General features: G+C 38.4%; 19 protein-coding genes. 12 read left to right on the top strand and 7 right to left on the bottom strand.

The genetic code is table 11. The features are described from left to right. Positions 1-2: 2 nt before the first annotated feature. Complete coding sequence (gene thrS / locus SFC32_RS00580; protein WP_074560709.1) at positions 3-1949, top strand: threonine--tRNA ligase; 1947 nt, start codon at positions 3-5, stop codon at positions 1947-1949. A 161-nt stretch (positions 1950-2110) separates the two neighbouring features. Beyond that, positions 2111-4012, top strand: coding sequence for a right-handed parallel beta-helix repeat-containing protein (locus SFC32_RS00575; RefSeq protein ID WP_411049510.1), 1902 nt, complete (start codon positions 2111-2113; stop codon positions 4010-4012). Positions 4013-4095: 83 nt separating this feature from the next. Here the strand turns inward: SFC32_RS00575 and SFC32_RS00570 are convergent, their stop codons facing one another. Both SFC32_RS00570 and SFC32_RS00565 read right to left on the bottom strand, forming a co-directional pair. Continuing rightward, positions 4096-5865, bottom strand: a complete 1770-nt coding sequence (locus tag SFC32_RS00570) for an oleate hydratase (protein ID WP_411049511.1) — start codon at positions 5863-5865, stop codon at positions 4096-4098. Between the two features lie 110 nt (positions 5866-5975). Further along, positions 5976-6491: a TetR/AcrR family transcriptional regulator gene (locus SFC32_RS00565; RefSeq protein ID WP_006532773.1), complete on the bottom strand. Its 516-nt coding sequence runs from the start codon at positions 6489-6491 to the stop codon at positions 5976-5978. 81 nt (positions 6492-6572) lie between these two features. Between SFC32_RS00565 and SFC32_RS00560 the strand changes: the two genes are divergently transcribed. Continuing rightward, complete coding sequence (locus SFC32_RS00560; protein ID WP_411049512.1) at positions 6573-7448, top strand: DUF3114 domain-containing protein; 876 nt, start codon at positions 6573-6575, stop codon at positions 7446-7448. Between the two features lie 2 nt (positions 7449-7450). Here SFC32_RS00560 and SFC32_RS00555 read toward each other — a convergent pair whose 3' ends face one another. Continuing rightward, positions 7451-9817 (bottom strand): HAD-IC family P-type ATPase, encoded by a 2367-nt coding sequence (locus SFC32_RS00555; protein ID WP_411049513.1) that lies wholly within the window; start codon positions 9815-9817, stop codon positions 7451-7453. A gap of 204 nt (positions 9818-10021) precedes the next feature. Here SFC32_RS00555 and SFC32_RS00550 point away from each other — a divergent pair, with 204 nt between their 5' ends. From SFC32_RS00550 to SFC32_RS00535, 4 genes are all read left to right on the top strand, one after another. Then, a complete protein-coding gene (locus SFC32_RS00550) occupies positions 10022-10714 on the top strand; it encodes a response regulator transcription factor (protein ID WP_411049514.1) in 693 nt (230 codons plus the stop codon). After that, on the top strand, positions 10686-12167 hold the full coding sequence (locus SFC32_RS00545) for a sensor histidine kinase (protein WP_411049530.1): 1482 nt from the start codon (positions 10686-10688) through the stop codon (positions 12165-12167). The genes SFC32_RS00550 and SFC32_RS00545 overlap by 29 nt, the downstream gene beginning before the upstream one ends. A 201-nt stretch (positions 12168-12368) precedes the next feature. After that, on the top strand, positions 12369-12671 hold the full coding sequence (locus SFC32_RS00540) for a hypothetical protein (RefSeq protein WP_074602537.1): 303 nt from the start codon (positions 12369-12371) through the stop codon (positions 12669-12671). 212 nt (positions 12672-12883) lie between these two features. Next, positions 12884-13492, top strand: coding sequence for a TVP38/TMEM64 family protein (locus SFC32_RS00535; protein ID WP_006532767.1), 609 nt, complete (start codon positions 12884-12886; stop codon positions 13490-13492). A 37-nt stretch (positions 13493-13529) separates the two neighbouring features. Here the strand turns inward: SFC32_RS00535 and SFC32_RS00530 are convergent, their stop codons facing one another. The 4 genes from SFC32_RS00530 to SFC32_RS00515 are packed head-to-tail and all read right to left on the bottom strand — an operon-like array spanning position 13530 to position 16500. After that, complete coding sequence (locus SFC32_RS00530; protein WP_006532766.1) at positions 13530-14177, bottom strand: amino acid ABC transporter permease; 648 nt, start codon at positions 14175-14177, stop codon at positions 13530-13532. Positions 14178-14189: 12 nt separating this feature from the next. Beyond that, entirely contained in the window at positions 14190-14897 is a 708-nt protein-coding gene (locus SFC32_RS00525; RefSeq protein ID WP_039696506.1) for an amino acid ABC transporter permease, read from the bottom strand. A gap of 15 nt (positions 14898-14912) precedes the next feature. Then, the gene (locus SFC32_RS00520; RefSeq protein WP_411049515.1) at positions 14913-15725 is read right to left on the bottom strand and encodes a transporter substrate-binding domain-containing protein; all 813 of its coding nucleotides are present in this window, start codon (positions 15723-15725) and stop codon (positions 14913-14915) included. A gap of 10 nt (positions 15726-15735) precedes the next feature. Further along, positions 15736-16500 carry an amino acid ABC transporter ATP-binding protein gene (locus tag SFC32_RS00515; protein ID WP_074564150.1) on the bottom strand — a complete coding sequence of 255 codons (765 nt, stop codon included), beginning with the start codon at positions 16498-16500 and terminating at the stop codon, positions 15736-15738. Positions 16501-16811: 311 nt separating this feature from the next. Here SFC32_RS00515 and yycF point away from each other — a divergent pair, with 311 nt between their 5' ends. From yycF to smc, 5 genes are all read left to right on the top strand, one after another. Further along, positions 16812-17522, top strand: a complete 711-nt coding sequence (yycF, locus tag SFC32_RS00510) for a response regulator YycF (protein WP_039696509.1) — start codon at positions 16812-16814, stop codon at positions 17520-17522. After that, positions 17515-18867, top strand: a complete 1353-nt coding sequence (vicK, locus tag SFC32_RS00505) for a cell wall metabolism sensor histidine kinase VicK (RefSeq protein ID WP_039696510.1) — start codon at positions 17515-17517, stop codon at positions 18865-18867. Before yycF ends, vicK begins: the two co-directional genes overlap by 8 nt. Next, positions 18868-19677, top strand: coding sequence for an MBL fold metallo-hydrolase (locus SFC32_RS00500; protein WP_074602529.1), 810 nt, complete (start codon positions 18868-18870; stop codon positions 19675-19677). Between the two features lie 221 nt (positions 19678-19898). After that, the gene (gene rnc / locus SFC32_RS00495) at positions 19899-20585 is read left to right on the top strand and encodes a ribonuclease III (RefSeq protein WP_020917219.1); all 687 of its coding nucleotides are present in this window, start codon (positions 19899-19901) and stop codon (positions 20583-20585) included. Between the two features lie 151 nt (positions 20586-20736). After that, complete coding sequence (smc, locus tag SFC32_RS00490; RefSeq protein WP_411049516.1) at positions 20737-24276, top strand: chromosome segregation protein SMC; 3540 nt, start codon at positions 20737-20739, stop codon at positions 24274-24276. Position 24277: the final 1 nt, after the last annotated feature.

The following is a 24277-nucleotide window of genomic DNA, read 5'->3' as shown; positions in this document are numbered from 1 at the left end:
GTATGGTTAAAATTACTTTCCCAGATGGCGCTGTGCGCGAATTCGAATCTGGAGTAACAACTTTTGAAATTGCTCAAAGTATTAGTAATTCACTAGCTAAAAAAGCTTTGGCTGGTAAATTTAACGGAGAATTGATCGATACTACTCGTGCAATCACTGAAGATGGTAGCATCGAAGTCGTAACACCTGATCATGAAGATGCTCTTGGTATCTTGCGTCACTCAGCAGCTCACCTATTTGCTCAAGCCGCAAAACGTCTTTTCCCAGACCTTTGCCTTGGTGTAGGTCCTGCAATCGAAAATGGTTTCTACTACGATACTGATAACAAATCAGGTCAAATCACTGATGAAGACCTTCCTCGTATCGAAGAAGAAATGAAAAAAATCGTTAAAGAAAACCTTCCATGTGTTCGTAAAGAAATCTCTATCGATGAAGCGCGTGAATTGTTCAAAAACGATCCTTACAAACTTGAATTGATCGAAGAACACGGTGAAGACGAAGGTGGTCTTACTGTTTACACACAAGGTGAATTTACAGACCTTTGCCGTGGCCCACACGTTCCTTCAACAGGTCGTATCCAAGTCTTCCACCTATTGAACGTAGCTGGTGCTTACTGGCGCGGAAATAGCGATAACGCTATGATGCAACGTGTTTACGGTACTGCTTGGTTTGACAAAAAAGACCTTAAAGCTTACCTTAAACAACGTCAAGAAGCTAAAGAACGTGACCACCGTAAACTTGGTAAAGAACTTGATTTGTTCATGATTTCTCAAGAAGTTGGTCAAGGTCTTCCATTCTGGTTGCCAGATGGTGCTACAATCCGTCGTACTTTGGAACGTTACATCGTTGATAAAGAAGTTGAATCAGGATACCTTCACGTTTACACTCCACCTTTGGCTTCAGTTGACCTTTACAAAACTTCAGGTCACTGGGATCACTACCGTGAAGACATGTTCCCAACAATGGATATGGGTGATGGTGAAGAATTCGTTCTTCGTCCAATGAACTGCCCACACCACATCCAAGTTTACAAACACCATGTACACTCATATCGTGAATTGCCAATCCGTATCGCTGAAATCGGTATGATGCACCGTTACGAAAAATCTGGTGCTTTGTCAGGTCTTCAACGTGTTCGTGAAATGTCACTTAACGATGGTCACTTGTTCGTAACTCCTGAACAAATCCAAGAAGAATTCCAAAAAGCTCTTCAATTGATTATCGACGTTTACGAAGATTTCAACTTGACCGAATATCGTTTCCGTCTATCACTTCGTGACCCTAAAGATACTCACAAATACTATGATGACGATGAAATGTGGGAAAATGCACAATCAATGTTGAAAGCTGCCTTGGATGAAATGGGTGTTGAATACTTTGAAGCAGAAGGTGAAGCTGCCTTCTACGGTCCAAAACTTGATATCCAAGTGAAAACTGCTCTTGGTAATGAAGAAACATTGTCAACTATCCAACTTGACTTCCTTCTTCCAGAACGCTTTGGTTTGACATACATCGGTGCTGATGGTGAAGAACACCGTCCAGTTATGATTCACCGTGGTGTTATCTCAACAATGGAACGCTTCACAGCTATCTTGATTGAAAACTACAAAGGTGCATTCCCAACATGGCTTGCTCCTCACCAAGTAACTGTTATCCCAGTTTCTAACGAAGCTCACGTTGACTACGCTTGGGAAGTTGCTAAAGTTCTTCGCGACAAAGGTGTTCGTGTTGACGTCGATGAACGTAACGAAAAAATGCAACTTAAGATTCGTCAAAGCCAAACTAAGAAAATTCCTTACCAATTAATCGTTGGTGATAAAGAAATGGCTGATAAGACTGTTAACGTTCGTCGTTACGGAAGCAAACAAACTCACACTGAATCAATCGATGAGTTTGTAGAAAATATCCTTGCTGACATCGATCGTAAATCACGTCCAGACGCTGAATAATTCCTTATATTTGCATAATAAATTCGGTAAAAAAGAAGTCCTGCGGGGCTTCTTTTTGTGTCTTTTTAACGGATGATTTTTCCAGATTTGCAAAAAACTAAGAATGCTAAAATGAAATGTTAAAATAAAGAAAGCGTTCGCAAAAAAGGGGGAGTTAAAATATGCGAAACTTTAAGCAACATTTTTTGTCGCTTGGCTTTGGTCTTTTAATAGCATTAGCTACGCTTTTGTCTCATTTAGGACCTGGTCCAGTGATTGTTAAAGCCGATTCTTCGGTTGCTTGGAATTTTAGTGATTATTCATTTAAAGATTTGGGTCAGCTAAGTTCTGAAAAAACGATTGATGGGTTGACTTTATTAGCAAATGAAGAGTCATCATTGTCCATTAAAGCAGAAGAAGCTAATGTTTCAGAAAGTAATTATACATCTGCCTTGCAGTTAAATGCTACAGGTAGTAAGGATAAAGCTTCGTTGAAATTTTCCGTATCTGATAACGATGTGATTAAAGTCGTTTTGAAAAGTACTTCACAGACTGATGAGGGTCATCTCGTTTTAGCTGATAGCCAAGGTCAAGACCTAACCAATCTGACTGCAGGTGTGCAAGCCAGTGAAGTAACTTACACTTATTCAGGTGAAGCTGGTGAGCTTTATTTATATGCTAAAGATGCTGACCTTGATTTATTTAGTATTCAGGTGGAATCAACGTCATCTGATGATGCCGTTTCAGAAAGCCAATCAAGTGATGCTACTAGCAGTTCAAGTGAGACAACTGAAGTTGATTTGTCCCAAACAGAAAGTGCTGATGAAAGCTTAATCTCCTCTTCATTAGCAGCTTCAAATGGTGCGACAGTATCAACTTACAACGATCTTCGCTCTGCTATTTCAAAAGCTGAAAAAGCTGGTGGCGGCAAGATTTATGTGAAGGGAAACAAGATTGCTTGTGACGGGCAAATTGCTTTGTCTAAAGCAAATGCTAATGTTCAAATCATCGGTGTGCAAAATGCGGATGGCTCTTACCCAGAGCTTGATTTTTCAAACTTTATGGCAAAATACATCGGTAAAGCTTCATCAGATGCGGCAGTTGGTGTCAGAATTTCTGGCTCAAACTACACTCTTCAAAATCTGATTATTGAGCATGCACCAGATAACGGTATCCAAATCAAAGGAAAAACTGCTGGTAATAACAAGGTTTCAAATTGTATTGTCAGATATAACAACGATGCTGGTTTGCAAGTAACAGCTGGTGCTTATCGTAATACGATTGAAGCGGTTTACAGCTACCGTAACTGCGATGTTTACACTCGCGGGGGAAATGCTGACGGCTTTGCACCAAAACTCGGTGCAGGTAGCGGCAATACCTTTACTTACTGTTATGCTTGGGATAATTCTGACGATGGTTGGGATTCCTTTGATAAAGCAGGGGATGTGACACCAGATATTACTTACACGAATTGTGCAGTTTGGAATAACGGTAACCCTGATGTCTTTACTGGAAAATATGATTTTGACCACAAAAAAGCTTTAGATGAAAATCTTCATCTGGTTCAACTCATCAAAGCTAAGGATGGCTCATTTGCTTCAAATTATGCAAAAGGTAAATTTGCTTTGCCATCTGGAAACTTCATAAAGACTGATGCTGGTACGGTTAGCCTTTCAGCTTGGACTGGCAATTCATTTGACGGTAATCCAAATGGCTTTAAACTTGGTTCTGTCAATTCAAAATCAAGTGTGACACGTAAATTGTCATACTGTCTTACTTTTGATGAAGCTAAAAAAGGTTTTGATAATAACAACAGTTCCGTTACAGCTTATTTAGACCACTGTGTGGCATTTGATAATGGTTATAACTATTACATTCAACCATTGACCATTAAAGCATGGTCTGCTGTTCAAGGCTTTGCTGGTAAGAGTGGTGATAAATTACCAAGTGGCCGTTCTGTCACAACACCATCATCTGGCACTCAATCAGCTATTCGCAAGTCAGTTGAAAATACTAAAAACTCAATTATTGCTAGTTGCCAAGCCAATAAAATTCCTGGCAAAGTCGACTTTAATATTTATTAATCTGGCATAGCACTGTGAAAATCTAAAAAAATAGCTCCTCAATCGAGGGGCTATTTTAGTGATAAAAACTTTGTTATGGATGATTACAGCAAGTGGTATTCTTTGAGTAATTCTTCGATGTAAGTGCCGTGCACTTTTTTAAGAGCTTCTTTGAGGACGGCTTTTTCTGCCCAAGGAATGTCAATTTCTGTTAGTGATTTTTGGTCATTTAGATAGTAAAGGGCATTGAGTAGCATGCGAACATCAAAGGCTGACGCGAAGACTTCAGGAACACCGCGGTCAACATCAAGTAGTGTGTAGACGGCTTCCATAGCTGTTCTGACAGAATATTCTGTGGTAAAGACAGTGTCACGTGGTGTTTCAGCATAGTTACCAATAAAGGCTAAGTTTTGACTATCTTTTGGTACTACTAATGGACGGTCATTCAAGCCACGTGGCATGAAGTAAGTAGTGATGTAAGGCATGTGGCAAGGAATAGTTGAAGCAGTATCAGCAATTTCTGCAATTTCAGTTTCAGGAACTCCCATGTGGTAGAGCCATTCTTGGCAAAGTTCTTTACCTGTACATTCATCAGGGCGTTTTGCAATGTAATTACCCTTACGATCTGTGTAAAGAGGGTAAAGCCAAACGACCAGTTCATTATCTTTTTGAACTTTGAAATGCGGTTGACGGCTGATAGAATAGCCAAGGAGCCAGTTAGAATCTTTAATGCTTGTTGGACCGCTGGTTACGATTGAGCCACTGTATGGGTCTTTGTGGTTGACGGCTTCGATGTAAGGTGCGATACGTTTGTCCTTGAATGTGATGGTAGCTGAGATAGTCCAGTTAGCATCTGGAATGTTTTGACAGAATTTTTCTGGGTGACCAAAGCTTTCATCTTGGACAGCCAATTTTTGCCAGAGTTCCCAGCTAGCACCTAATTCGTGTTTAACTGGGGCTGGGTGGTCGTTGTCACCATAAGTTGTGCTTTCGGTGATTGAACCATTTGTGACAAAGACCAAATCATTTTCACTTAAAAAGAGTTCTTTTGCTTGACCTGCTTTTGTAAATTCAAGCTTGCTTGCTACTTTTTTATTGCCTTTGCGGTTAACTAAAATATTTGTCACGGTAGTATCATAACTAAAATCAACACCATGTTCAGATAAGTAGTGGACGATTGGTAAAATCAAAGATTCGTATTGGTTGTATTTGGTGAAGCGAAGAGAAGAAAGATTTTTGAGGCAGCCAACGTGTTGAATAAAGCGCATGAGATAACGACGCATTTCCATGGCACTTGACCAAGGTTCAAAGGCAAACATTGTACACCAGTAGAGCCAGAAATTAGAATTGAAAAATTCGTCATCAAAAACTTGGTCGATTTGAACATTTTCCAGTTTGCTTTCAGGCATCAAAATCAAATCAATAATTTCCTTGATAGCTTTTTCAGAAAGGGTTAGTTGACCATCGTTAGGAAGAGCTTTACCACGATTGCAAATGATACGCGTCTTGGCATAACAAGGGTCTTCTTTATTTAACCAATAAAATTCATCTAAGATGGAGTTTTCTGGATTTTCAAGGGAAGGAATGGAGCGGAATAAGTCCCAGAGCACTTCAAAGTGAGGTTCCATTTCACGACCGCCACGAATAATATAGCCTAAGCGATCGTTTTTGATACCATCCATGCTACCACCGGGAAGACTCAATTCTTCTAGAATATGAATGTGATCGCCAGGCATTTGGGCATCACGGACAAGAAAGACTGCTGTAGAAAGAGCTGCTAAGCCACTTCCGACAATATAGGCTGATTTGTCATCGACGTTTTCAGGTTTTTTAGGACGAGCAAATGCTTCATAATTACCATTTGAATAATACATACATGTCAACTCCTTTGTTAAAATCACTTTTATTAAAACGCTTTCTTTGAGAAAATAAAATAGACAGGAAATCTTTCCTGTCTAAATTTTTGACACTTAGCTGACTTTGTCTAGTGATTCAAAAGTTGATAAATACGCTTGGCTAAGGTATCAGGATTTTCTTGCAATCCTGAATCAATCCAATCAAGGATAAAACCAACCAAGCCATATTTGCAAAAATGAACCCTAAAATCAAGTTCACTGGCACTTAAGTCAGGATTTTTGGCTTTTAGGACTGGTTTGATTAAGTCATAAGCTCGGTCATATAAAAAATGCTCCAAATAATTACGATTGATAGAATAATAGGTGTTGCAGACAAACGCTTTGTTGGCTAAAATGTATTGAAAAATCGCAAGCATGCCTTTTTCCCAAGAATCGTCTGTTCGGTTATCACCAATCATTTGCTCACCATCTGAAATATATATCTTTTCAAGCAGGTCATACAAATCATTGAAATGATAGTAAAAGGTTTGACGATTGACATGCATGCGCTGAACCAACTCTGTCACAGTTACTTTGTCAAAGGATTTTTCCTGCATAATGTCTTTTAAAGTGCGGGCAAAGGCCTCTTCAGTTAATGTCTTCATAAATTCCCCTTCATCTATAACTATTTTATCATAAGCCCCTTTAAAAAAGGTGTTAGCGCTGTAATGTGCTATAATTGACCTATGAAAATCGGAGATAAAGACTTTTTCTACTTTTGGGAAAATAGCAAAGCTGCAAGCACAAGTGACAAAGCACGACTTGTATTACAAGAATTAATGGACATCTTAGAAATGCCAGAAGAATTATCTGGCGAGATTGCCCAGACTCGTAAGCTTTTAAATCAATTTTCGGATAACCTTTCGCCAAATCACCTTTTTTGGAGTGAGTTAGCAAGACTAGTTCAAGTAGCTTACCCAGGAGAGAGCATGGCTGAGGATAATTTATTAGCGCACCAAGTTCATCAATTTCGCTATGTGATTTCAGCCTACCAAGCTCAGTGGATCAGAGAAGAATTTCCTGCTAAGTCAGATTGGCAATCGATGTTAGCTTACTTAAAAGATAAAAAAGAGCGACGGTTTTGGCGGAGGCGATTTGATTTTGATTTGACAGAATCAGCTAGGCTCCATAATAAAGCACCTAAACGTATCGTTTTAGGATTTGAGCTGCCAATTAATCTAAAAATTTTGCTGGCTTTTCACACAGAATTTATCTTAGATAGCAGGGGACATTTTGCTAATGAAATTGACCCGCAAGGTCAGACACATAATGGCATTATCAACGGAGCTAGTTTTAACTATGCCAATCGTAACGACCAGAGACACTATGAACTTGATGTTGCAGCGATAAAACGTCATGACCCCCTCTTTCGAAAACACATTTTAGCCAATCAAGGCAATGCTTTTCTAGCACCGCTCTGGATTAAGCGCCATCGTCATATAGATTGGGAGCGCAGCTATTTTAATAAAAAAGGCCACTACGCCAGACAAGGGCGTAGCAGCTATCAAATGGTAAAACAATTGATTCAAAGATTTCGAAAAGATTTGCGCAACTGTTCGTAGGATTAATCCGCGAACAGTTTTTGAATAGCCAAACGGCATTTCGAAAGAGCGCTTGGGATATTTTCAAATAAGAAAGTCAAGCTTCTCATCACGGTTACTTCAGCAAGAGCAAAAATAAGGCAAAGCACCATGCTTTCGTTGCTGAATTCATTTAGCATGAATAGTGAGCGTAGCGATGGAATAAGACTACAAATAATGAAACCAGCAAAGCAAGTGATAAAAATAGAAATCTTATACTTGTTGAGAGGTCTTGAAACATTTCTCAAAATCAAGAAACCGACAACAGCAAGTAGATAAGTACTAGCAATACCAATATCGCTTTGCGGAATGTCAAACAATTGACCGAATACAACCAAGCAAGCAATGGCTGAAAATGAAGTAAGCGAAGCTGGTAGAGCTGTCAGAATAGTTTCTTTTAGGAAGTTCTGATTTTTCTTGACAGTGTTTGTTTCTAATGACAGTAAGAATGCTGGAATCCCGATATTGAACATTGAAATGAGAGAGACTTGAGTAGGAGCAAGGGGATAAGTAAAAATCGTAATGATTGAAAAGATAGCTAGCAACATTGAAAAGATATTCTTGTATAAGAATAAGGTTGCTGAACGAGTGATGTTGTTAATAATTTGGCGACCTTGAGAGACAATATCTTTCATTTTTGAAAAATCTGAATCAAGCAAGACCACTTGGGCTGCTTGACGAGCTGCTTCGCTACCACTTCCCATTGCAATAGAGCAATCAGCTTCTTTCATCGCTAAAATATCATTGACACCGTCTCCAGTCATTGCGACTTTGTATTTGTTCTTTTTGAAGGCAAGCACCAAATCTTTCTTTTGTTCGGGAGTCACTCGTCCAAAAATAGTATGACTTAACGCAGCTTTTTCAATGTCTTCCTTAGTTTTTAAAATACTGGCATCGATGTAGTTTTCTGAATCTAAAATTCCTGCTTGGTTAGCAATTCTTGAAACGGTTAGGGGGTTATCACCAGAGATGACTTTAATGGCAACGTCGTTTTCATTGAAGAATGAAAAAATTTCTTTAGCGTTTGCTCGGATATCATTTTTTATAGCTACAAATAGAAGTGGTACTGCATGGTCTTTGGTCATTTCAACTAAAGCTAAGATGCGTTTACCGTCTGAAGCATATTGAGTGAGTTTGGTTTGATTGACTTCTAGCATGTCCTGGTTTAGTAAGATATCTGGAGCTCCTAAACGATAAGTGGCATTTTCTGTTTTGATTTGAGAATATTTGACTTTGGATGAGAATGGGGTTGCTTCAGCATTTTTAAAAACTTCTTTCGAGGTGAAATATTCTCGTAAAGCCAACATTGTAATATTAGAATCAGGGATAGTATTGATGTATTTAGAAAGAATTTCTTGGTTAATGGTTAAATCTTTTTGTGCGACATGCTCAGGTAAGATAAGGTCTGTTACGGTCATTTTATTGGCTGTGATGGTTCCTGTCTTATCCACGCATAAAATGTCAACACGAGCTAAAGATTCAATACTTTTCATATCGTGTAACAGAACTTTTTTTCTAGCCAATTTCATTGCACTGATAGCAAGAGCAACAGTTACCAGTAAATAAAGCCCTTCAGGAATCATCCCAATCAAAGCACCGACTGTCGACACGATACTGTCACTAAATGTTTTGTGATTTAAAAACAGTGATTGGCTAAATAAGGTGATACCAATGGGAATAATGATAATCCCAGCAAATTTGATGATGCCTTCGATAGCGCGAATCATATCTGTTTTTTTGTGTTTGACTTCTTTAGCTTTTTGCGTTAGTTTGGCGGCATATGAATCGTTTCCGACTGCGGTTAGTTTTGCGAGGCATTTTCCTGAGATAATAGAGCTACCTGATTTTAAATCACTGCCGATGACTTTTTCGATTTCATCTTCTTCACCTGTTAGAAGAGATTCGTTGACAGAGACTTTCCCATCGACTAAAGTGGCATCGGCAGGAATTTGTCTTCCTTCATCTAGTAAAATGATGTCATCCAGCACCAATTCATCGATTGGGATAGACTGGTATTTTCCGTCTCTGATAACTTGGTAGGATGATTTTGAAATGACATTCAGCTGGTCTAATACTTTTTTAGAGCGCAGTTGTTGAGCGATTCCGATGATAATGTTAATGATAATAACAGGTAAAAAAGTTAAACTTTTAAAAGAACCAGCAATAATCAATAATAAGGTGATAATGGCAAAGATTAAATTGAAGTAGGTGAAAATATTTTGGCGAATGATAGAGCTTGTTGTTGCCGCATTTTCGTCGACCATTTTATTATTTTGACCATTTTTTAGACGTTCTTCAACCTCTTTGATTGATAAGCCAGAAATATTATTTGCTATCATTTTTTCATCCATTTTTGTTATCTCCTGAAATCTAATACTAAAAAATCTAATAATTCTTACTAGGTCAGGGTAATTCTACTTTACTTTTTCAGGGAAATCAAGGAAAAACGGGGTCTCAAATTGTAAGATTTTTGTGGCAAGTTTAGCTAGCTTTGGAGCTTTTGAGAGGAATTATGGTATGATGAAGGTAAGAAATTAAGCAAGTCGAGGTGTTCTATGGCAAAGGTTTATGTAGCAGATGATGAGAAGAATATTCGTGAGTTGATTGCCTCATTTTTGCGCGATCAAGGCTTAGAAGTTGAAGCCTTTGAAACGGGTGATCAGTTGCTTTTACGTTTTATGGAAGAAGAAGCGGATGTGGTTATTCTTGATGTCATGATGCCAGGAACAAGTGGTATTGATATTGCGGCTATGTTGCGTAAACGCTCTGAGGTGCCGATTATTCTTTTAACCGCGCGTGATAGTGATGATGATTTTGTGAAGGGCTTTTCAGCTGGGGTTGATGATTATTTTACCAAACCATTTTCACCCTTGAAATTAAGCTTGCGCGTCAAAGCTATTTTAGCGCGCCAACCAGTCGTAAAAGATGATGTTAATGAGGAAGATAAACCACTCACTTATGAAGGCTTGGAGATTTCTGATAAAGAACGCTCAGCTAGTTATCAAGGAAAAATGATTAAGCTAACGAACACAGAATTTGAACTCTTGAAAGTATTGTTGTCGCACAGCGAGGAGGCTGTTTCACGTGATGACCTTTTGCGTCTGGTTTGGGGCTATGAAAGTGATGTTGAAACACGTGTGACAGATGATACTATCAAACGCCTGCGAAAAAAATTGAGAGGGGTTGAGAGTCATGTCCTTATTGAAACGGTTTGGGGCTATGGGTTCAAGCTCACAAAAAAAGATTAAGAAAGACAATCACTTGACGAAGAAAAAAAGATGGCAATCGCGTTTTCGAACGACCTTGTTTTTGCAGCCATTGACGATTTTGATTACTTCCTTCGCTATTATTTTGCTAGTCTTTAATGGTTTGTTAAAGTTGTTTCTGGCTGAAGAAGCTTTTACAGCGATTCAAAATCAATACGATACTTTAGATGCACTTTATGTCGGTGAGGATTTGCCAAAAATTTCAGATGGTAACATCTTTGAAACTACTTATGCCATCGTTGATGAAAAGTTTGACATCAAATATATTTCAGCATCAACCTATGATTTGTCTGAAAAGCAAATTTCTGAGAAAGTCGTTGATTACTTTTCAGATAACAAGTCGATTGATTGGTTTGATGATGAATTTGATAATAGTTCGCAGCATTTTAAGAAGGTCAAGGTCTATGATTCGACTTATATGGTTAAGATGCAAGAATATCCTGGTACCTTTTCAGAAAGTTATATCAAGCAAGATAGTGATGACAGTAAGTCGCAAAACTATTATGTCTTTGTCTTTGCCAATGTCACTCCGATTGCGGACTTTGAAACCTATATCAATTACCTTCTGCTTTCGCTGATGGTGATTGTTGGTTTGATTGCTATCATAACCATCTTCTTAACCTCACGGAAATTAGATAAGCATTTTGGTGCTTTGAAATCTTACATTTTACGCGTCGGTAACCGTGAAGGTGATTTGCAGCCAGAAAATTTTGCTTACCGTGAATTTAACGAAGTTGGTCAGACCGTTGAGAAGATGAATGACATGATTGATGCTAACCAGCGCAGTCAGCAACTCTTTTTCCAAAATTCTTCTCACGAGCTGCGCACTCCGCTCATGTCCATTCAAGGTTATGCAGAGGCTATTAAAGAAGGAGTGGCTGCGGATGACCAAGAAGCAGCTAGTGTAATTTTAGATGAAAGCAGGAAAATGGCAGAGCTGGTAGATGATATTTTAACTTTGTCAAAAATGGAATCTGCTCAGCAACCTTTGAAACTAGAAAACTTCAATATGGTTGATTTACTTTACGATGTGAGTTGGCACTTAAAAGCTAAAGCAGATGCGCGTGGTCTTGTCTTTGAACATAGATTTGCTTCTGACTATCTAGATATTGAAGCTGATGAAAAGCTTATCGAGCGAGCTATTGCTAATATCTTATCAAATGCGGTTCGTTACGCTAAAAAGACAGTTAGCATTTCTTGTGAATTGTTAGAAAATCAAATGCTTGAAATTCGCTTATCAAATGATGGAAAAGCTATTTCTGATAAGGATAAAGCTCATCTTTTTGAACGTTTTTATAAAGGTGAGGGAGGGCATTTTGGTATAGGACTTGCCATCACTAAGGAAATCATCGAACGTCATCATGGTGACATTCAAGTGACCTCAGATGACCAAGAAACTTGCTTTGTCATTAGACTTCCGCTGCGACAATATTAGAGAAATCCCCATTTAGATTAAGTATCTAGATGGGTGTTTTTCTTTTCTTACACTTTTGTAAGCGGGAGATTCCTTAAAATAAGATAAACTAAATTGAGGCCAAAACTTGCCACACTTTTGCCACAGCTTTTCGAGACTTTATCCAAGCTTTCTCAAGTAATCTTCGTTATAATATGGTTACAATATTGAAGCGAGGAAAAGATGAAAGGAATTAAGAAGTATTGGGCTATTCTTGTCTTACTTGGTTCACTTGCTTTGGGGCTTTTAGGAACTTATGCTTATCATCAATTTGGCTATAAGTTAACGACAAATGAGATCAAACAAATTGCTTACCAAAACGCAGGAATTAAGAGTAAGGATATAAAATCACAAGAATTTGTAAAAAGTAGAACTGGTTTAGCAGCAACTTATGTGGTTAAACTAGAAACAAATTCAAAATCATATGCCTATACTATCAATGCTTCTTCAGGTTCTATTATCGAACGACACTACAAGAAAAAATAAGCCTTGGCTTGGTATTGGTAAAGAATGAAATGAAAGAGGAATTCAATCTTATTGCTGAATTGAATGTAATATCAGAATGAAAAAGAAGATTATGTATATATTGCTATTAATCGTTTTGCCACTTGCTTTGATTAGTTACCTATTAGAAGTATTTGGGTTAAAACTCATCAGTTGGCGACGATAAGACTACGACAATTAAGGGAGGGGATGCGATGACAGAAACAGGATCACAGAGAAAGTACATTCAGATTTTAACTGGAATTGGATTTATTATCTCCATTGCTTTGTTTATTTTCTTCAAACAGCACCCAGCTTACTTCCAAGTTGGCGGGCTTTTCCAAAGTTATTTAGGAAATCTTGGTCTCTTTGCACCGCTGATTTTTATGGCTTTGCAAGTGGTTCAGGTGATTTATCCAATTGTTCCTGGTGGGATGACCAGTGTGATTGGTTATATTGCTTTTGGTCCGATTTGGGGATTCGTTTATAACTTCACCGGTATCTTTATTGGTTCTCTTATCGCCTTTGCTTTGGCGAGACGTTACGGAGAAACATTTGTGAAGGCTTTTGTTTCCCAAGAGACTTACGATAAGTATATTGGTTATTTGGATAAGAATAACGGGAAATCTTATGCGATGATTCTTGGAGCTGCTTTTGCTCTACCTGGTTTCCCAGATGACTTTCTTTGCATGGTTTCTGGGCTATCGAAAATGTCGTTTAAGAAATTCGTTACGATTTTCCTGATTACAAAACCTGTCACACTCTATCTCTATACGATTATTGGTTACAAAGGACTTAGCTATTTGCTTACTTTATTCCAATAAAAAAGCTCCAGCTTTAAAGCTGGAGTTTTTTGTTGTTTTATTCGGCTGCTTTCTCCCATTTTTTAGCTAAGCGACGAGAAATCGTTGAAATACTAAAGTTAATCACAAAGTAAATGGCAGCGATAAGAGCATAAAGGGTAAAGACTTGACTGGCTTCAAAATAGCGTCCCATCAAGATTTGACTTTTACCGAATAATTCTTGAATAGCGATAACAGAGTAAAGAAGTGAAGTATCTTTAATAACTGTTACAAATTGTGAAATGATAGCTGGCAACATTTTACGAAAAGCTTGTGGGAAGACAATGTAGATAAAAATCTGGAAGTTTGTCATTCCTTGAGCTAGACCAGCTTCGGTTTGCCCGTGGTCAACACCATTTAAACCACCACGAATGATTTCTGCAAGAGCAGCAGAGGTAAAGACAGTGAAGGCTGTGATACCAGCAGGTGTTGACTTCATTTGGAAAACAAGAAAAATAATGAATATCCAAAGCAAGTTTGGTACATTGCGGACAAATTCAATATAGATACTTGAAATCAAATGAAGTACAGGATTTTTTCCATTTCGCATGACGGCAAGCACTGTTCCGATAAGCGTTGAGAGTACAATGGAAATAAATGAAATATAAATGGTTAGCCACAATCCTTGGAGGATGAAGCTAAGGTTGGTCGGTGTTAATACTGACATTTAATTCTCCTCCTAAAGTGAATATGATTTTTTGTTTTCTTCTTCTTTGTGGCGCGCCCAAGTTGCTAGTGGGAAGCACATGATGAAGTAAAGGAGTGCTGCACCAGCAAATGCAGGAACATAGTTGGTTGTTTCGTAAGCCCAAGCTTTGGCTGTGAACATGATATCTGCTCCTGAAATGATAGCAACAGTAGAAGTATTTTTAATCAAGTTAACCACTTGATTAGTTAGTGGTGGCAAGATAGTACGCACAGCTTGTGGCAGGATAATCAAACTCATGGTCTGACTATAAGTGAATCCTTGTGATAGTGCGGCTTCTGTTTGTCCTTTTGGAACTGCTTCGATACCTGAGCGAATGACTTCGGCGATGTATGCCCCGTGATAAAGTCCAACACAAAGGACTGCTGTAAAGAATGTTGAAATCATGATAAGACCATTAGTCATAATGGCAAGACCATAATAGACGAAAACAAATTGCACCAAAAGTGGTGTGTTTTGAAAGACTTCTACATAAACACGCGCAATAGCTTTCAAGACTTTGCTTTTTGATGATGACATTGCACCAAAAATCACACCGAGGACAAAGGCTAAAAGCAAAGCACAAAATGACATTCCTAAGGTGTATAGAAAACCTTTGGCAAATTCACCAAAGTTGGCAAAGAAATCTGCCCAACGTGAGAGGGCAAATGGACTCGCTGCTGCGGTTGTTAATAAAAACATGTCAATTCTCCTCTCTTAATTATTCTCTGCTTTTGCAGGTTTTAAATCATATTTATCATAAAGCTTTTGCAGGCTACCGTCAGCTTTCCACTTGGCTAGCAAGTCATTGACATAATCAATGGTTGCTTGGTTAGATTTTTTAGCTGCGATACCGTATTCTTGAGTATTGAAACCTTCATCGATAATGTCAGTTTTTTTGCTGACATAACCAGTCAAGATTGACTTATCAACTGAGAAAGCATCGATACGTTTCGCGTGAAGTGAAATAGCTAGTTCTGGGAAAGAACCAAGTTGAACAAATTTGAATTTCAAGTTATGTGCTTTTCCGTATTCTTCAATTGTCAGCTTAGTCGTTGATCCTTGAGCTACTCCGATAGTCTTACCATTGAGGTCAGAGATTGTTTTTAAACCTTTACCTGTATTAACTAAAAAGCCAATCTCGTCATAATAGTAAGGATTTGAAATAGCATAGGAAGCTTTACGCTCATCAGTAATTGTATAAGTGGCAATCAAAAGATCGATTTGTCCGTTATCAAGAAGGGCTTCACGAGTTTGAGTTGTAACAGCTGTGTAAGCAACTTTAACACCAAGTGTCTTAGCGATTTTTTTCGCTAAATCAATTTCCATTCCTTCATATTTGCCGCTCTCAGCTGAATAATAGCCGAAGTTTGGGACGTCTTGCTTGACACCGACTTTAAGAACGCCAGTATCTTGGATTTTTTTAATCTGCTCAGATGTTGTATCAGCAAAAGTTTTTGAAGCAGTGAAAAAGCTCATAAAGAGCAATGAGAGACTAGCTAGAACGGCTAAACAAATTTTTTTCTTCATAAAAGACTCCTTATTGTTGAGAGACATTATCACTGGTGTGATTAATGACTTTGCTCAAGAATTGTTTAGCACGTGGCTCTGTAGGATTATCAAAGAAACCTTGAACATCGGTTGTATCAACGAGAATTTGTCCTTCAGCCATGAAAATAATACGATCAGCAACTTCACGAGCAAAGCCCATTTCGTGGGTAACAACAACCATATTCATGCCTTCTTTAGCAAGATTTTGCATGACAGCAAGAACATCACCAATAGTTTCTGGGTCAAGCGCGGATGTAGGTTCGTCAAAGAGAAGGAGCTCTGGTTGCATTGCTAGGCCACGAGCGATTGCCACACGTTGTTTTTGACCACCAGACAGCATGCCTGGATAAGAATCTTTACGATCCCACATATTAACGTAAGTTAAGAATTTTTCCGCAATTTGTTCTGCCTCTTCTTTTGATTTTCCAAGGACTTTAATAGGTGCTAAGGTTACATTTTCTAACACGGTTTTGTGCGGATAGAGGTTAAAATGTTGGAAAACCATGCCGACTTCTTTACGAAGTTGCACCAAATCTTTGGCAGAAGCGTTAGCTAATTCGTGTCCATTAACCTTTAAGCTACCTGTTTCGATTGATTCGAGTGCGTTCATTGTTCGGATAAGAGTTGATTTACCAGAACCTGATGGGCCAAGAAGAACTACGACCTGCCCTTTCTCGATTTCTAGGTTAATATTTCTGAGGGCGTGATAGTCGCCATAGTATTTTTCAACGTTTTTAAATTCAATAAGTGCCACACTTGTCTCCTTTTCAAAGATAAGAATTTCTTGTTAGGTTTTCTAACATCTAACAAGATGGGTTAGTTTATATTACCACATTGCTTTGTTAACTGTCAAATATTTCAGAAAATTTAAATAAGTGATAAGGGAAAATAGATTGAATTTTAAGGTCAATTGTTACGTTCTGGTTTCAAAAGTATCCAAGGTTTCCAATTAATCTTGAATTTTGATATAATTAAGGATAGAGGTCATTTTTGTAAATAAAATGACATAGAAATTGTTGTTTGAGAATTTTTTATTCTACTGACATAGAATTGAAGAGGTGACATATGAAAAAAATTCTTATTGTTGATGATGAAAAACCAATTTCAGATATTATTAAATTTAACTTAACTAAAGAAGGTTATGAAACTGTTACGGCTTTTGATGGTCGTGAAGCAATTGCTAAATTTGAAGAAGAAAATCCTGATTTGATTATCTTGGATTTGATGTTGCCAGAATTGGATGGACTTGAAGTTGCAAAAGAAGTTCGTAAAACAAGTCATATTCCGATTATTATGCTTTCTGCTAAAGATAGCGAGTTCGATAAAGTTATCGGTCTTGAAATCGGTGCAGATGACTACGTTACAAAACCTTTCTCAAATCGTGAATTGTTAGCACGTGTCAAAGCACACCTTCGTCGTACTGAGAACATCGAATCAGCCGTCGCTGAGGAAAATGCTTCTTCATCAAATTCTGAAATTACCATCGGCGATTTGAAGATTTTGCCTGATGCCTTTGTTGCCCAAAAACGTGGCGAAGACATTGAATTAACACACCGTGAATTTGAGTTACTTCATCACTTAGCTACTCACATGGGACAAGTGATGACGCGTGAATACCTTTTGGAGACTGTTTGGGGTTATGATTACTTTGGTGATGTCCGCACGGTTGACGTTACCATCCGTCGTTTACGTGAAAAAATCGAAGACACTCCGAGCCGTCCAGAATACATTTTGACACGTCGCGGTGTTGGATACTACATGAAGTCTTATGAATGATACAATGGTACAGAATCAATATCTGTTTGAACAAGCCATTCTTTTCTTGTTAGCTTTTGTAGCCATTTATTTTATTCATTTGGCTATCAGAGACTATAGAACGTCTGTTAATATTCGTCGATTGAGTGGTAAGGTTCGTGAACTGATTACAGGAAAATACACAGAAGATATTATCATTGAAAAAGACAGAGATTTAGCAGAGCTGGCTGGTCAGTTAAATGATTTGTCAACTGTCTTTCGTTTGGCTCAAGAAAATCTAGCCCAAGAAAAGAATCGTTTAGCAAGTATTTTGTCTTACATGACTGATGGGGTGCTAGCGACTGACCGTTCTGGAAATATCACCATGATTAACCAGACCGCTCAAAAGCAACTAAATCTTGAGCGTGAAGAAGCTCTTGGGATGAATATCGTTGACATTCTTGGTGATGATAGCGATTATTCTTACCATGATTTGGTGTCTAAGACGCCAGAAATTGTGCTTAATCGTCGCGATGAGACGGGAGAATTTATCACTTTGCGCATTCGCTTTGCCTTAAATCGTAGAGATAGTGGTTTTATTTCTGGGCTGATTGCTGTTTTGCATGATACGACAGAGCAAGAAAAAGAAGACCGTGAACGTCGCTTGTTCGTTTCTAACGTTAGTCATGAGTTACGTACGCCATTGACATCGGTTAAGTCTTATCTTGAAGCTTTGGATGAAGGGGCTTTGAAAGAAGATATTGCACCAAGTTTCATTAAAGTTTCTTTGGATGAAACCAATCGTATGATTCGCATGATTTCTGATTTGCTTAACTTATCTCGTATTGATAATCAGACAGTGCAATTAGAAGTTGAAATGACGAACTTCACAGCCTTTATGACGTCTATTTTGAATCGTTTTGACCAGATTAAGAGCCAACACACGGTTGCTGGCAAGCAATACGAAATTGTCAGAGACTATCCGATCAAGTCAATCTGGGTTGAAATTGACCCAGATAAGATGACACAGGTCTTGGATAATATCCTAAATAATGCCATTAAGTATTCACCAGACGGTGGTAAAATCACTGTTAGCATGAAGACAACTGAAACTCAGTTGATTATTTCGATTTCTGATGAAGGACTTGGTATTCCGAAGAAAGACTTGCCGTTAATCTTTGACCGTTTCTACCGTGTTGATAAGGCTAGAAGTCGTGCCCAAGGTGGTTCAGGGCTTGGACTTGCCATTGCTAAAGAAATTGTCAAACAACATAAAGGATTTATTTGGGCTCAAAGTACCTATGGTAAGGGCTCAACATTTACAATTGTTCTTCCGTATGAGAAGGATTCTGATATTTATGATGAATGGGAGGATGACGAGGACTAGATGTCTGAGAATGCTTTTAAATACAGTGTCTTAGCCTCCGGTTCAACTGGAAATTCATTTTATGTGGAAACGCCACAAAAACGTCTTTTGATAGATGCAGGTTTGACTGGTAAGAAAATTACCAGTCTTCTTGCTGAAATTGACCGAAAACCAGAAGATTTGGATGCTATTTTGATTACGCACGAACACTCTGACCATATTAAAGGAGTTGGAGTGCTGGCTCGCAGATACAATCTTGATGTATACGCCAATGCCAAAACTTGGCAAATGATTGATGAGCGCAACATGATTGGAAAACTTGATGTTGGGCAAAAACATGTCTTTGAACGTGGTAAAACATTGACTTTTGGTGATATTGATATTGAAAGTTTTGGAGTCAGTCACGATGCTGTCGATCCGCAATTTTACCGTTTGATGAAAGATAATAAGTCATTTGTCGTTCTGACAGATACTGGTTATGTTAGTGACCGAATGGCAGGTGTTATTGAGAATGCGGATGGTTATTTGATTGAGTCAAACCATGATGTTGAAATTTTGCGTGCGGGTTCTTATCCGTGGAGCTTGAAACAACGTATTCTATCTGATCGTGGTCACTTGTCAAATGAAGATGGTGCTGATACCATGATTCGTACTATCGGCAATCGCACAAAAAGAATTTATCTTGGACACTTGAGTAAAGAAAATAATATCAAAGAATTGGCTCATATGACCATGGAAAATAACTTGATGCAAGCCGATTTTGCTGTTGGTCATGACATGACTGTTTTTGATACATCACCTGATGAAGCAACGCCTTTAGCAGGTCTATAAGAACAAAAGCCTAGCACTAAAGCGCTAGGCTTTTATAGTTACCATAAAAACGTGCCTATAATAGAAAAGAATTACAGGGATTTTAGCGAGAATTCCCATTTTTTCTAACTTTCTGGTATAATAAAATAGTCTATAAAAAGAAAATTATTGTTTTAAATAAACTAGTCTGGAAAAGGCTTAATTGATTAAAAATAGACCAATTTTTGAAGGGAGATTTATCTATGCAAGCTTTAGATACAAAACTTCAGCGAGACTTTGGAATCGCATTTGAAGATAAAACATTGCTTGAAACTGCATTTACTCACACATCTTACGCTAATGAACATCGCCTCCTAAACATTTCACACAATGAACGCTTGGAATTTTTAGGAGACGCGGTTCTTCAACTTTTGATTTCTCAGTATTTGTTTAAAAAATATCCGAAGAAACCAGAAGGTGATTTATCTAAGATGCGTTCTGTTATTGTTCGTGAAGAATCATTAGCAGGCTTTTCACGTTACTGTGGTTTTGATGAATTCATCAAACTTGGTAATGGTGAAGAAAAATCTGGTGGACGTAACCGTGACACTATCTTAGGTGACTTATTCGAAGCCTTTCTTGGTGCACTTTTGATGGACCAAGGGGTTGAAGCGGTTAATAAATTCTTGAATCAAGTCATGATTCCACAAGTTGAAAAAGGTAACTTTGAACGTGTCAAAGATTACAAAACAACATTGCAAGAATTATTGCAAGGCCACGGTGATGTCACTATTGACTATCGTGTGTCAAATGAATCTGGTCCTGCACATGCCAAAGTCTTTGAAGTGACTGTGTATGTCAATGACGAAGCTAAAAGTAAAGGAATCGGAAAATCTAAGAAATTAGCTGAGCAAGATGCTGCTAAAAATGCGCTTGCCACTCTTCAATAAGACGTTTGAAAGGAATTCGTAAAGGCAAATGTCCAACCTGCCTAGGTCATATGATACGTGTTTGACGTAGCCTAGAAGACGATAAGAAGGTCTGTTAAGCTCTTCTTAGTTGTTAGCTCGGGAAGGTCTTTGCCTTTTCATCTCTCATTTTATGTATTTAAAAGAAATTGAAATGCAGGGCTTTAAGTCCTTTGCAGACAAGACGACAATTGAATTTGATAAGGGAGTTACAGCCGTTGTAGGTCCAAATGGTTCTGGTAAATCTAACATTACCGAAAGTTTACGTTGGGCACTTGGGGAATCTTCTGCCAAGAATTTACGTGGTGGCAAGATGCCAGACGTCATTTTTGCTGGAGCTGAAAACCGCAAACCATTGAACTACGCTCAAGTTGTTGTTAGCTTAGATAATTCAGATGGCTTTATTAAAGATGCTAAAGAGACGATTCGAGTAGAACGCCATATTTACCGAAATGGCGATAGTGAGTACTTGATTGATGGTCGCAAGGTGCGTTTGCGTGATATTCATGATTTGTTTATGGATACAGGTCTTGGGCGCGATTCTTTCTCAGTGATTTCGCAAGGTCGTGTTGAAGAAATTTTCAACAGTAAACCAGAAGAACGTCGTGCGATTTTTGAAGAAGCGGCTGGTGTTTTAAAATACAAGACACGTAAAAAAGAAACACAAACTAAGCTCAATCAAACGCAAGATAACTTGGATCGTCTAGACGATATTATCTACGAACTGGAAGCTCAAGTGAAGCCTTTGGAACGCCAAGCGAAAGTCGCTAAAGAGTTTATTGGCTTGGAAGATGAGCGCAAGCAACTTCATTTGAATGTCTTGGTAGAAGATATTCAAACTGATAAAGTCCGTTTGGATAGCTTGAAAGAAGACTTGGCTAGTATCAAGTCAAATTTGTCAGCTTATTATGAACAGCGCCAGCAATTTGAAAAACAAAATCAAGCCTTAAAAGAAAAACGCCACCAATTGTCTGAAGAAATGGCGACAAAACAGGCTGGCTTGGTGGATATTACAAAAGCTATTTCTGACCTTGAACGCCAAATGGATTTGATTGCCTTAGAATCAAGTCAAAAAGAAGAGAAAAAACAAGCGGCTACTAGCCAATTGGCTGAGCTTAAGGCTAGTCAGGAAAGTTTACGAGAAGAATTAGTGCAAAAAGAAGGTCAGCTCGCAAAATTAGATGACGAATTGACCGAAACTACAGCAACGATTCAAAAATTACAAGCTGAATTGGATCGCTTTTCAACTGACCCAGATCAAGTCATTGAAAAATTACGTGAAGAATTTGTTAGCTTGATGCAAAAAGAAGCTGATTTGTCTAACAAGTTAACCATGACACAAGCTGATATTGATAATCAAAAACAATTATCAGAATCAAAATCTGAAGAATTAGCACAGACACAGGCTAACTTGGAAGCGTTAAAAGCGGATGCTAAAGATGCTCTTGAAAGCTTTGAAGCAGCACGCAAACAAGTTAAAGAGCTTCTAGATGCTTATCAGGAGTTGTTTGCTAAGACAAGTCAACTTGAAAAAGATTATCAAGCTGAGCAGACGAAAATGTTTGATCAATTAGATGTCATTAAATCTAAGCAAGCTCGTAAGTCTAGTCTTGAATCTATCCTTAGAAACCACAGTAATTTCTACGCAGGTGTCAAATCTGTCTTGCAAGCTTCTAGCCAACTTGGTGGTATCATTGGTGCTGTGAGTGAGCATTTAAGCTTTGACCGTAAATATCAAACGGCCCTTGAAATTGCTCTTGGCGGCTCAAGCCAACATGTGATTGTTGAAGATGAGGCAGCTGCTAAACGCTCAATTGCTTTCTTGAAGAAAAATCGTCAAGGACGTGCCACTTTCTTGCCACTGACGACTATCAAAGCGCGTCATTTATCACAACAAAATCAAGCTATTTTGTCTTCTAGTCAAGGCTTCCTTGGTGTGGCAAGCGACTTGGTATCATTTGATAAACGCTTGGACAATATTTTCCAAAATCTTCTTGGAGTGACAGCTGTTTTTGATACGGTTGATAATGCTAATAAAGCTGCGCGTGCGTTGCATTATCAAGTGCGTTTGGTAGCTTTGGATGGTACTGAGATTCGCCCTGGTGGGTCATTCTCAGGTGGTGCTAATCGTCAAAATAACACCACATTTATCAAACCAGAATTAGACAATCTTGTAGCTGAATTAAATGACCTTCAAGAAAAACAAGTCACACAAGAAAAATTGGTTCAAACTCTTCACGAAACCTTACTAGCTAACAAAGAAGAATTAGCTAGCTTGAAAGCTCAAGGTGAAGAAGCTCGTTTTGCGGAACAAAAAGCTGAATTGGAATACCAACAATTGGCTGAACGCTTGAACGATGTTAAGCAACTCTGCAAACAACTTCAAGAAAGTGAGACTGATAACAGTTCAAATGATTTGGAATCTCAAAAAGCTCACTTTGAAGCTGAGTTAACAAAAGTTGCTGAACGTAAGCAAGAGTTGACAAGCCAGATTGACCAAATCAAAGAAAATAAAAATGCCATTACGCAAAAAGTTGAACAACTTCGTCAAGACTTGTCACAAGCAAAACTTCAAGAGCGTGAACTTCTCAGCGAACGCAAATTTGAATTTGCCAACAAGACACGTCTTGATATCAGTTTAGCCGAAAATAAAGCAGAAATGGCAAAATGTGAAGATTTACTTGCCTTTCATGCGAGTGATCAAGAAATTGAAAACTTGCCACTTCTGAAAAAACAACATGACGAAGCTGTGACAAGAAAAGCAAGCGAAGAAGAACGTTTGGTTAGCCTTCGTTTTGAACTGGAAGATTGTGAAGCTAATCTTGAAGAACTCGAAGAACAAGTTGCCAAAGAAAATCAAAAAAATGAAGAATTAATCCGCAAACAAGCCCAAGTTGAAGCCCAAGTTGCTCAAGTCTCAGAACGTTTGCGTGGCTTCACACATGATTTGACAGAAGATTATCACATGACCTTGGCTGAAGCCAAAGAAGCTAGTCAGGATGTGGAAGATATGGCTATTGCTCGCGAACGCCTGCAAGATTTGCGCCGCCGTATCAAGTCATTAGGCCCAATCAACTTGGATGCTATTGCTCAATACGATGAAGTCAATAATCGTTTGACTTTCTTAAATGGTCAAAAAGAAGATTTGGTTCATTCTAAGAATCTTCTACTTGATACCATTAACGAGATGGATGATGAAGTGAAATCACGCTTCCAAGTGACATTCAACGCTATTCGAGAATCCTTCAAGCAAACCTTCACGCAAATGTTTGGTGGTGGTTCTGCCGATTTGTCATTGACAGAAGGTGACTTGCTGACAGCAGGGGTTGAGATTTCTGTGCAGCCACCAGGTAAGAAAATTCAATCGTTGAATTTGATGTCAGGTGGCGAAAAAGCTCTATCAGCTTTAGCTTTGCTATTTGCTATCATTCGCGTCAAAACCATCCCATTTGTTATTCTTGACGAGGTGGAAGCAGCGCTTGATGAGGCAAATGTCAAACGCTTTGGGGACTACCTCAATCGCTTTGATAAATCAAGTCAGTTCATCGTTGTTACTCACCGTAAGGGAACTATGGCAGCAGCTGACAGCATTTACGGGGTAACCATGCAAGAATCAGGAATTTCACGCATCGTATCCGTTAAGCTGAAAGATGCTGAAAATCTTGTGGAATGAC

Origin of the sequence: Streptococcus sp. TATVAM-FAB8, assembly GCF_046592795.1 — a bacterium.
Lineage (GTDB): Bacteria > Bacillota > Bacilli > Lactobacillales > Streptococcaceae > Streptococcus > Streptococcus ruminicola.
The sequence above is the reverse complement of the archived record's forward strand: the minus strand, read 5'-3'. Positions and strand labels throughout refer to the sequence as shown.